Source organism: Desulfuromonas sp. CSMB_57, assembly GCF_020194955.2.
Classification (GTDB): domain Bacteria; phylum Desulfobacterota; class Desulfuromonadia; order Desulfuromonadales; family Syntrophotaleaceae; genus JAFCIY02.
Map to the genome: position 1 here is coordinate 1 of NZ_JAFCIY020000069.1, position 10,911 is coordinate 10,911.

Sequence of the window (10,911 nt, forward strand, 5' to 3'; positions counted from 1 at the left end):
ATGAAACCCCCGATTGAGGACCGACCCCGGCTATGATTATAATAAAGGACGCGGCGACTATGAAAAGTTTTTTTTCTTCAGCGATACCGGGGTACCATGGAGGACTCGAAAAATTCGGCCTGCTGCAGGCAGTCCAAATCAAATCGGGCGATGCGCCCTTTACTCATCGGTTGCGGAACCCTGTGCGTGGGGCTGGGCACCCTCGGCATCCTGCTGCCCCTGCTGCCTACCACGCCCTTTCTGCTTCTCGCCGCCTGGTGCTATGCACGCAGTTCCCGGCGCTTCTACCGCTGGCTGCTGACCAATAGCTGGTTCGGCGGCTATATCCGGAATTACCGGGCCGGACGAGGTATCCCTCTGAAGCAGAAGGTGCTCACCCTCCTGCTGCTGTGGCTGACCATCGGTTATTCGGCCTGGCGGTCAGTGGACCTCTGGTGGGGAAGGGGGGTGCTGCTGGGCATTGCCTGCGGTGTGACCCTGCACCTGATGCGCATTAGGACGCTGAGGGAAGCGGCGGTGCCGTATCCGGAGAAGGAGCAGTGTGTGGGGAAGGCACCTGCGACTACAGGTTCGACGGAGCGGGACGGCTAGCGGTAACCCCGACCCTACTTCTTTGTTCGGATCTTCTTCAAGTACGATTCCCAGAAGAACGACCCTTTGATTCCCTGGCGGATTGATTCTGTTTGAATTGGGGCCTTTTCCCGTGGTCGGTTAGCGGCTGAGGTGGGGAATTTCCTGCTGACCTGCTTCAGGGTGAGCCGGACCTCGTTCCGAAGAGTCAAAATCGAACCGCTGGAGCAAGGCGAAAATAGAGAAGAAGACGGATGATTACTCCGTTGCGGCTGTTGTTAACCTATGCAGCAGAGCTGGGAAAGGATCCGGCTGGAAAGATATCTCATGACAGTTTCTCCACAAAAGATTTCAGTGGTTTTTTGCTGCAGAAGGATCTGACCGTTCAGTTCTGATATCCGCCAGCGTAAATCCCCCTCCCTGAAGAATCACCGTTCCTGGCCTTTATTGTTTCCAGTACTCCATCGAGGCAACACCCCGGCGACCTGCGGGCATCACCGGCAAGGTTGATCTGACGACGCGACTATTATAGTTGCCACGTATCAGTGTCGGCGAAATCAGCTGACCGACAAATTCATATTCAACGTCCGTTTCCGGGTTCATATGCATATATTTGAACCGTACGTTTTTGCCGTCGAAGTCGACGGGAACAATAACATTCCATCCCGTTAGAGACACGGTAAGTCTCCCGCTGTTTACCGAAAAGACATGTTCTTCCATCAATCGGCCTATGTCCGGAATGTAGCGTTTCCAGACACCAAGCAGCGCATCAGGGCGTTTAACCTCCACCGCGGCTCTCTCCAGTCGATATTCAAGCCGGTCGATAAACTGGCGCACCTGGGCCGCATCTTCGGCATCCGGAGCCAGAAGCAGATATCTCCGCAGGCTGGCGAGGGCGGCTTCAGCCTTTCCCGCCTTCTCCTGAACGAGTCCCAGGTTGTAATAAACATCCGCCCAGTCCGGGGCCAGTGCCTGAGCTTTCCGGAACTCCTCAATGGCCAACTCGTAATCTTCGACATCCTTGGCCATTTCGACAGCTGCCATACCGCGGTTGAAGTGCCGTTCAGCTTCTGGCGGAGTCTGGGCAACAGTCGGCGATGCGGCCAGCGTCCAGAACAGCATGCTGAAGATCAGGTTCCGAACTGTTTTGGAAATCTGGAACATGAAGTTGCCTTGCCTATGGAGTTGATTTACGGATGGCGGGTGCCCGATGGATTGCTAGACGTTAGTGAAAAACCAGGTGCCGGCCAGAAAGAACAGAACGAACAGCAGGAGCAGCGCCCATGATACAAGACTCACACTCATCCGGTGACAAGCCCGCGCCTCATCCGGGAGAGCGGCTCGTCTGGTCAAAGCCCGGCCGGAGAGGATAAAAACAACCACCCCTGCTACTCCGACCAGGACCGACGGCAGAACACTTCCCGCGGAGCTGGTCGACGTTCTGGTCAGGGTCATAACAACCATCATGAATCCGCCGACGGCTGCGAACCCGCCCAGCACTTTGCCCAGCATCAGCGGCAACTGCCTGAACTCGGCCCTAATCTGTTTTGCCAGTTTGCCCATCAATTCCCGCAACGGACGCAACTACCGGAACCAGGGGTGTCCGCCAAATCCCCGTCGGCTTTTTTACATTCCTGCAAGGTGCCGTAGCATTCCCCGTTGAAGGCATTGTAATAGGGGTTGTTCCGCGAGCAGTTTGCCACGTGTTGCCCACCTACATAACAGGGGAGATCAGTATCGTCGAAAGCGGAAGCAAACAATTTGTTCATAACCGGACTATCTTTGGCTGTGTCCCGGGAACTGTGGCGAACCGTATCAGACATGGCCCAGCCTGCCGAAACAACGAACAGGACAAATACCGAAATCAGAATGGCTTTTGACATTTTTTCTACCCTCCTTTTGGTTAGTCCAGAATTACCCGTTTTTTTACAATTCATCGTTTTGCGTAAAAGGTGTCCGTCACCTTTTCAAAAAGCGGCAGAAACTCCTGGAAGTTTTCTTCGGCAGCGGAGTAGCGCAGAGCGTAGAAACCCGATTCCGCGGGGAGCACCACGAAGCGTTCCTTCACCGCTATCGGCCTGGCCATCAACTCCCGCCGTTCGTACACCATGCCGTTCCCGTCGCCCGGCTGATCGGGACCCAGGTCGATCTGCATCGGCACGAATTCATTCTTGACCCGCTCGAACATCAGCGCCTGCCGGCCGGAGACCGTCGCCTTTGTCACCGGTCCATAATTGCTGCCTTCGAGGGCCACGCCCAGCGCAGGTTGCGAGAACAATCGCAGATAGTGGTCCGCCGACCGGTAGAGCAGGTTTCCTTCCGAGTAATAGGAGATGGAGATCTTGACCGGGATTTCTCCGCGCCATGGACCATGCAGGGCAATACCGTAGGCGCCCTTCTCATCGGCCGAAAGGCCGAGGGAATGATCGCCCTGTCCCCAACCCGCCGGTATCTCGCAGTTAAAATACCCCTCTGCGGTCAGGGGTAGCCATTCGGCGCAGTATGGGGTCTCCTCCACCAGGTCGTGGGGAACGGCCTGCGAGACAGCGGTGTCTGCCCGGGCCGGGTAGGTCCAGATATTCACCATCATCAGCACCGCCATCCAACCCCATAATATCTTCGGACCTTTGCTCATCGAGGCCATCCTTTTTATCTCCCAGATCTCTCACCATTTCTCCTGCAGGATTTGTTTCCGTTTACCCTGGTATTCCGCCTCGGTGATCAGTCCGTCTTTTCTCAAACGTTCCAGTTGGCGCAAGCGTTCCTCGAAATCACCGGTTCCCGCTGTGGGGGACCCGGTTGTCTCTGCCAGATGCACGTCGATCAGCGCGTTCTGCGCCAATGTTTTGCCTTTGGCCAGCAGTCTGGCATAAAAGACGATAAGCGACAGACACCCGGCGATCCAGATCAGCAAAAACGCCATTTGTACGATGATCAGGCCGCCTTCCGAGGAGGGTGTGTCCAGAAACACAACCACCGCGAAGACCAGGCCGAACAACAGGAAAAGAACCGCGACAACCAGGCCGGCCTTCGCCTGCAAGAGGGTCAAACCGCCGGGAGTGACGTGAACTTTATCGGTCATAAGATTTCTACTCCTCGCAAACGCTTTGACAGGCTTCAAGCGACTCGAAGGGGTTCTGGCCGCCGCAACCGCCATAAGCGAATTCTCGACAAACCTTTGCGCCCGGATCGAAGTAGGCGCTCCAGAAGAGTGCCTTGCACATCCCCCCGTCGGGTTCCAAATGACATCGGCGTTTAATATCCACTTCCTGACCGGTTTCTTTTTTCAAAACCTGATTGAGATAAACGGCAGCTTCTTTATGACCATTGAACAGGCACAAGTCGACGGCCTCTGCGGATGGTTTGATGCCTCTTGTCACCAGAATTCGCGTAATATTCATATCCCCTGAGGCACAGACATTCTCGAACATGGAGTTTTGGTTCGGATTTGCTCCCCGATCGAGAAGAATCGTAAAAAGGTCGTGATAGCCTTCCCTTGCCGCAAAAAGAAGCGAAGCATCATCAAATGGAAGGCCCTGCTCCAACAGCATCAGCGCCACTTCTTTCCGTCCCCTCCGGATGGCTTCATTGAGAAAGTTTTCATCTGCTAGGCCCGGGTCATATCCACTCTTGAAAAAGAGGGTAACCAGCTCGATTGCCGCTTTTTTTGCATCCCAGTATACGACACTGAAAAAGGGGGTCTTTCCCGCCAGATTTTTTCGGTTTACGTCGGCACCTTTTGCTATGAGAAGTCGGCATATTTCAACGGACATATAGCTGACGGCATCATGGAGCGGTGTCCTTTGATCCTGATCGGCGACATTGGGATCGGCCCCGTGCTCTAAAAGGACCGAAACGGCAGCCGCATGTTTGTAAGTGGCCAGGTTGTGCAGGGAAGTCCGGCCTGAGTTTGCATCCCGGTAATGGACGTCTGCACCGCCCTCGATAAAACCGGTGACAACCTTCAGATCGCCATGGCCCCGGGCGGTATAGAAGAAAAGGGCCTCAGAGGGAGAGGCATCTTCCGAGGCGCTCTTGTTTTGACCAGCGTAAACATCCCCCGCGAAAAAGGAAATCAGGCATAGCCCGAAAAAAAAGAACGCTGCCTTGTTCATGGTACCTCCTCGGGAAAGATCCCGAAATCATCGTTCAGTTCCGGCTCATAACCATGCGCCTGCGGGACCGCCTCGCCGACGTCGGCGAAGATATCCCGGTCAAAGAGGAAGTCGCCCCAATAGGAAACCATCTGGAGAAAAACCGGTTTGCCGCCAAAGAATTCGTCGGCTTCGGGGTAGAGCGGAAGGATCTCTTCGGCAGAGAGGGCCGCGGAGGTGCTGGCGTGCATCTGGCCACGCACCGGACCCGCCCGGAAACCAAGGCAGGTGTCGTAGGCCGCCAGCGACGGTTTGCAGAGGGACCCGGGAAGAAGCAGCATCAGGTCGATTCCACCTGTTCCGCCAAAGGTGTTCGAGGTCCTGAGGGGATAATAAAGCTCTTTGCTGGCAAACCGGTAAAGGACCGGTTCAATGAGACGCGGATCTTCGGATATTTCGACGAAGTCGAGGACGAAGTAGCGAATGCCCCGTTTTACGTAATCCTCGACAATCCCTTCCGCCAAGGGGTATTCGGGTTTCACCGGCAGGTTTTTGCTTGTGAAATATTGATGGTCCCGCAAAATCACCCTACGCCGCGGCAGTCATGACGACGGCGTATCGGCAGTAACGGGAGTTGATGGCATCCGAAAATTGGATCAGGCGGTTTAGCAGCCGTCCGAATCGTTCTTTGACAGTCAATAGGAGTGCATTTTTTGCCGATTCAGGGCTCTTTTGCGCCCTTTCCAGCTTCCTCTGCCGGTTTCTGAACGCGGTTGACCGCAGGATGTTCAATCCAGTTGCTTTCAGCACCGCCGCCACCCTCACCTGGGCCATCCCCCTGACCCGCAGCTGTTTGATTCCGGTGATCCGGTCAAGGTCGGACATGGTCCCTTCGATCCCGGCTCGAAAGCGGTAGCGTTGCCGGAATGCCTCGCTCTTTTCATGGGCGCGACGACGGGAAAGCCGAAGGAGCTTGGCGTCATAGGCTATGGTTGCGCTGCGCTTGGCCCGCTTTACTGGACACTGCGATTGCCGGGGGCAGGTGTCGCAGACTGCTCTTTCGAAGTGGACGATCGTGCCACCGCGTTTGCCGGTCTTGATCCGCTGGGGCTTGTGGCCTGCGGGGCATGCCGCGATCTCATCGGTCTGCGTGAATCTGAAGTCGGCAAGCGTTATCCCCTCGGCAGGGGTCCCCATGGCGGGCGATACGATCTCGACACCCAGCTCCTTCGCCTTTTCCACGTTTTCGTCACTGCCGTACAGGGAGTCGGCCAGAATTTCCGTGGGGACAAGGTCACGCTTCACGGCATCCTCGATTGCGGGAAGCACGGCCTGGGCGTCGCTCTCATGGGCGGCCTCCACCTTGACGTGGGTGAGCAGATTCGGTTGACTCTTGTCCTCGGAATAGGTCTCCATCACCTGCATCTGGAATCCCTTTCCCTTGTGGCCGCAATAGCCGGCATCGGGATCGGATGGGTTCTGGAGAGAGTCCGAGGGAACTTCCTTATTCGGCTTGACGACCACGCTGGTGGCGGCATCCGTAATTTCAACCACGCACTGCTCATTGAATAGTCGAACAAGAAGCTGGTAACTCGTCATGGCGACGACAGCCTCCTGATCCTTGAACCGCTCGACCAGAGCATGGCAGTCATCGCCCGCCTGTTGGAGCGTGCGGGCCGAGTCGCTGGGTTTCACGGCAAACTGGCCGTCGTTTTTCTCCTCGTAGCGCTCGGCGAGCTCTCCCAGAGCTCGATGCAGCTCGGGGTGATGACGCTTCAGGTTGACCAGAAACTTGCGGATGGTCCTGACAAAAAGCCTGATCCGCCCCAGATGCGCCATGTTGGAAAAGATATGGACCGAATCCAGCCGCTGCTTCGAGGGATCGAGAGCGAAGAGCTTTGTGAGTGCCTCGGTGACGTTTTCAAAGAGCGACTGCTCCAGGCCGAGTCGGGCAACGATATCCCGCATGCCCCACAGGGTGCGCGCAGATACATAGGAGCTGAAGTCCGAGGCGTCGGTGATATTGAGCGCATAGTGCCACATGACGTTGAAGGCGAACTGCTCGACCGTCTCCTCGTCGGTCAGATCCTGCATCTGCTGCAAGATGACGGTGCCGAGCATGGCATAGAGCTCCTTGGTGCGACGGCCGTACTGCTCGCTGTACAGGGGGAACAGCTTCTCAGCCGGCAGCCTGTGGAGGATCTCTTCCCGAAACAGATGCGCCCAGGATGATTCCAGCATGGCAAGCCGTTTGGGGCCAAGGTGCTCGAACGGGTTGAACATGTCGTACTGTTTGTGGTCTTTGACGTGGATCACGAAAACTCCAGATAACCATTTGATTTTGCGCGGTTATCTTACCACAAAAGCCCTGTCAAGCAAAGAAGAAAATGGCGCTAATGCTGAATTATTTTAAGGGGTTACACAAAACTTAGCTTTTTGCGGGACCATCAAAAGTTGAATCAAAAAGTTTTCCGAAATGAAAAAAGCCTCGACAATGTCGAGGCTTTTTTCAGATTGCTTCCGTTGCATTAATTTGCCAGGGGAAACACCAGAACTTGGCTTTCACCCCCCTTGCCGAACACCGAGCCGGGTTCGGTGGCGATGAATAGAACCCGCTGGTCCTGCACCGTCAGGCCCTGCAAGGGGTTGGACATCTCCTCGCCGAGGCTGCCCTTGACGAAGGTGTTGTCGCGGTATTTCAATACCGCCAGCCAGCTCTTACGCACATTGGCACTTAATCCCGGAGCGGAAAACATGCCGCTGTCTGAAGCGACCACCAGCAGTTCCGGACGGCCATCGCCATCCAAATCCGCCGCTACCGGCGGTACTTCGACGGCGGCGAAATTAGTGGTGGTTTCCCGGGCATCGGGCTGGACCTGGTAAGCAAAACGAGCCAGGCTGCCGCCCATCATTTTGGCCGAGCGGTAGATCTGCTTGCTGCCGCTAAAAATGTAGAGCAGGCCGTCGCGGACCACGATGGTTTCCGGTTTGCCGTTGCCCGTCAGATCGGCCATGGTGCTGCCGCCGACGGTGAAGCGCCGCGGAAGTTCAAAGGCGGGCGAGGTCAGGTTTAACCTGTTCCCCTGTACGGAAACCTGGCGAATTACCGTGCCCCAGAAAAGTTCGCGGTCCATGTTCTGGGCCAGCAAAGTCTCGCGGCGGCCATCGCCGTCGCGGTCGAAACTGCCGAACAGATGGGGCAGGTTCTCACTGACCGGGGTCAGGCGGTTGTTTTCAAAGCGGTACAGGGCGGAAGCCATCTGAGTATTTTTCCAGGCGGATGCGGCCAGGTAAAGCTGTCCGGCCTGGGGCTGCCACCAATGCAGTCCCACGACCTGGGGCAGTCCGGCCACTTCCAGCTCGGTTATGGTGTTGAGGCTGCCGTCGATTCTCTGGATTTTGATGCGCGCACCGTCGGTGGCGGCCATCAGCAGCTCGGAATTCTCGCGGACAAAGTCGGCCATAACCACGGTGAAGCCAGGGTTGCCGAGGACCTGGAAGCCGGGAAACGCCGCTTCATAGCGGACGCTGCCCGGAGCCGGTGCCACCGGTTGCTCTAGGCGGTAGGGTGCGGTTGCGGTTGCAGGGGCCACGAGGGCCGGTGCCGCTACCACTGGCGCCGCCACCGGCACGGGAGCCACAGCGCTCGGTACGGCTGCCAACGACGGGGCGGGATAGCTGCGAATAACGCTGCCGGCGGCATCACGAACGGTCAGGTTGCGGGCCGTGAGCACCACCACCAGGTCGCTGGCGGTTTTCCCGGCGGCGCCGGGTTGGGCCGGTTTTTCGGCTTGGGCGGGGCCATAGGCCTGCCAGAGCAGGTCCGGCAGGGCGGCTTTCAACCGGCCGTAAAACTCTTCACCCTGCCCGGTATAATCCCAGAAGGTGGCGCGCAGGCCGTCGTAGCGGCGAATGGCATCGCCGCGGACGATGGCTCCGGGCTGGCCGAGGGGGCGGGCATGACTGAAGCCACTCTTGACCTGGGTAACCTGCAGCAGGCCCTTGCTGCCGTCCAGGGTGCCCAGCAGCTTGCCGGTCACCGGGTGGGTAATCGGCTCGCCCGGCGCTACGACGGAGAACAGATCCCCGCCGGTGATGCCATGGGAGGCGGCCAGGTCGATGAGAAATTCATCCTTTACCGGCAGTACCACGTAGCCGGGTACGGGTTGCAGGTCCTGAACGATGTCTTCCAGCGTTCCGGCCTGGACGGTGCCGGTCACCAGGACCAGCAGGGCTGCCATGATGGTGCTCAATCTGGTGAACAAAGCGCAACCTCCCTTGGATAAATTTTGCAGTGTCAGGATTTGGTTAGGACGCACGGGACCAAAAAGAAGGGCCGGGCAAAAGCCCGGCCCAACATTATTATCATATCGCCTGCAGTGAGGCAATCCTGGAACTAGAAAACGAAGCGAATGCGGGCATCGGTGCGGAACACGTCGTCGCCATCGCCATCAGTCCCGAGGGACTTCCACAGATCTCCGGCGAGCAGGTAGCCGGCGTTGATCTCCGCCGTCAGGCCCTTCATGATCTGGTAGCCGGCACCAACCACGAATTCATGACCGACTTCGTCCTCACCGGCCAGTTTTTCGGCCGTATTGTGCCACAGGTAGCGGCCCCAGAGCCAGGCTTTTTCCGTCAGGTCGTGACGAGCGCCGGCATAGAGCAGGGCATAGCCCTTGTCGAACAGGTAGGGGGCCTGGCTCAGGGAGTTGTCATCGGCGAAGTTGTCGAAGATGATGACCGAGCCGATCATACTGGTGGAGATGTCGATGACGTCAAAGTTTTTCAGTTTGCCATCGTTGTCATTTTTGTCGCCGGAAGCATAGAGGCCGCCGAGGGTGAAGGTGGTGTTGTTCAGTTTGTAATCGAGTTGGCCGTGGAACAGGTAGGCTTCGCGATCAAATTTTTGATCAAGCGCTTTGAGTTCACCGGTCAGGTACATGCCGGTGAATTGACCGTTGATGCCCTGCCACTTGCCTTTGCCGGACAGGCCAAGCCAGACTTGCTGGTCTTGAACATTGGTAATAGAAGGGCCACTGGAGAGGATTGTTCCCCCCTGCTTGATATCATCAACCAGTGTCTCGTTACGTGATTCGAGGTAGACGACAAAAGTGTTCAGGCTGTTGCCGTTGCTGAAGGTGTAGGTCAGGTCACCGGCATAAGCATTGTCATATTCGGTTTTTTTATCGCCTCCGGTACCTTTGCCTTTGGCAACATCGTCACGGAACCAGCCAAGGCTGTATGCCCAAGGGCCGTCTTTGCGCACCCATTTGACGCCGCCGGCGTTGTCGGACCACAGCAGCGGATTGTAGCCGACGGGCTGCAGGCCGACGATGAGGCGGGAAGCCGGATCGAAGGGCAATTCGATGTCGGTGTAGGCCCACATCAGCTCAAAAATATTTTGGTCTCCGCCAAAAGGCATTCTTTCGGATTCGCCAAATTTGGCGCTGCCGAATTCGAAGCCGACCACGCCCTTGACCTTCTTGTCGTCATCGGAAACGTTGAGGCTCATGCGGTACTTGATCTCACCGAAAAAGTCACTGTCCTTGCTATTTTTCTTGGTGTCAGGGAGATTAATGGCACCAAGCGAATAGAGTTGTCCCCCAAGGCTGACATATTTTTCACTGTCTTTGGAGGTACGGACCGAGGTGTCAGCCTGGGTGCTGTAGGAAAAACGGTTGTTGAGGTCGCCATGCCATTCGATGTTGAGGGCCATGGCAGGGGCGGCCACGGCCGTGGCGGTCAAGGCCGCCAGGGCGATTTTAATTAGTTTCACGGTAATGCTCCTTCCATCAAAAAGAAAATAAGAATAAACGCCGGATCGCAGAGATCCGCAATGCGTCGGTTAACCCGGCCGATCTTGTGTTGCATCGTCGGGAATGGGGGTCCTTGCTCACCTCCTTTTCCTGGCATGATAGAGACTCACAGTCTTGATAAATCCCGAAGCCTGAACATCTTTTACCGGGACCAGAACAGGCCTGATAACGATGTTTTGCGGAATATACAACGAAAGACTGAAAACTGCAACGTTTACATATCGCATGTCAGGCAATGCTCGCTTTTGGTATAAATTTTCTTAAATTGGTTGAGGCAAGCTATAAATGGGGGCTAGGGGGCAGGAAAACGAGGAAGAAAACTATGGGGCCCGTATAGGGCCCCATGGTCGGATGTGCAAGATGACTTAGAAAAGCAGCTGGGTCTGGAAACGGAAGGCGTCGACTTTGTCGCCATTGATAATTTGGTCGTT

Annotated in this window: 11 protein-coding genes; 1 reads left to right on the forward strand and 10 read right to left on the reverse strand. The window is 56.3% G+C overall.

Annotated features, from left to right (window positions below; genetic code table 11):
* Positions 1-150 precede the first annotated feature (150 nt).
* Positions 151-591: a YbaN family protein gene (locus JQN68_RS13945; RefSeq protein ID WP_249621262.1), complete on the forward strand. Its 441-nt coding sequence runs from the start codon at positions 151-153 to the stop codon at positions 589-591.
* Positions 592-1,014: 423 nt separating this feature from the next.
* On the opposite strand, the gene JQN68_RS13950 is transcribed toward JQN68_RS13945, so the two are convergent.
* From JQN68_RS13950 to JQN68_RS13995, 10 genes are all read right to left on the reverse strand, one after another.
* Positions 1,015-1,734, reverse strand: a complete 720-nt coding sequence (locus JQN68_RS13950) for a tetratricopeptide repeat protein (protein WP_225073728.1) — start codon at positions 1,732-1,734, stop codon at positions 1,015-1,017.
* Between the two features lie 54 nt (positions 1,735-1,788).
* On the reverse strand, positions 1,789-2,133 hold the full coding sequence (locus JQN68_RS13955; RefSeq protein ID WP_225073727.1) for a hypothetical protein: 345 nt from the start codon (positions 2,131-2,133) through the stop codon (positions 1,789-1,791).
* A complete protein-coding gene (locus tag JQN68_RS13960; protein ID WP_225073726.1) occupies positions 2,133-2,453 on the reverse strand; it encodes a hypothetical protein in 321 nt (106 codons plus the stop codon). The genes JQN68_RS13955 and JQN68_RS13960 overlap by 1 nt, the downstream gene beginning before the upstream one ends.
* Positions 2,454-2,503: 50 nt before the next feature.
* Positions 2,504-3,172 carry a hypothetical protein gene (locus tag JQN68_RS13965; protein ID WP_249621263.1) on the reverse strand — a complete coding sequence of 223 codons (669 nt, stop codon included), beginning with the start codon at positions 3,170-3,172 and terminating at the stop codon, positions 2,504-2,506.
* Positions 3,173-3,235: 63 nt separating this feature from the next.
* Positions 3,236-3,652 (reverse strand): SHOCT domain-containing protein, encoded by a 417-nt coding sequence (locus JQN68_RS13970; RefSeq protein ID WP_225073724.1) that lies wholly within the window; start codon positions 3,650-3,652, stop codon positions 3,236-3,238.
* 7 nt (positions 3,653-3,659) lie between these two features.
* On the reverse strand, positions 3,660-4,685 hold the full coding sequence (locus JQN68_RS13975) for an ankyrin repeat domain-containing protein (protein WP_225073723.1): 1,026 nt from the start codon (positions 4,683-4,685) through the stop codon (positions 3,660-3,662).
* Positions 4,682-5,206, reverse strand: coding sequence for a hypothetical protein (locus JQN68_RS13980; protein WP_225073722.1), 525 nt, complete (start codon positions 5,204-5,206; stop codon positions 4,682-4,684). Before JQN68_RS13980 ends, JQN68_RS13975 begins: the two co-directional genes overlap by 4 nt.
* Positions 5,207-5,252: 46 nt before the next feature.
* Positions 5,253-6,980 carry a transposase gene (locus JQN68_RS13985; protein WP_225073721.1) on the reverse strand — a complete coding sequence of 576 codons (1,728 nt, stop codon included), beginning with the start codon at positions 6,978-6,980 and terminating at the stop codon, positions 5,253-5,255.
* A gap of 212 nt (positions 6,981-7,192) precedes the next feature.
* Positions 7,193-8,929, reverse strand: coding sequence for an FG-GAP repeat domain-containing protein (locus JQN68_RS13990; protein WP_249621264.1), 1,737 nt, complete (start codon positions 8,927-8,929; stop codon positions 7,193-7,195).
* Positions 8,930-9,060: 131 nt separating this feature from the next.
* Positions 9,061-10,440, reverse strand: a complete 1,380-nt coding sequence (locus JQN68_RS13995; RefSeq protein ID WP_249621265.1) for a histidine kinase — start codon at positions 10,438-10,440, stop codon at positions 9,061-9,063.
* Between the last annotated feature and the right edge of the window lie 471 nt (positions 10,441-10,911).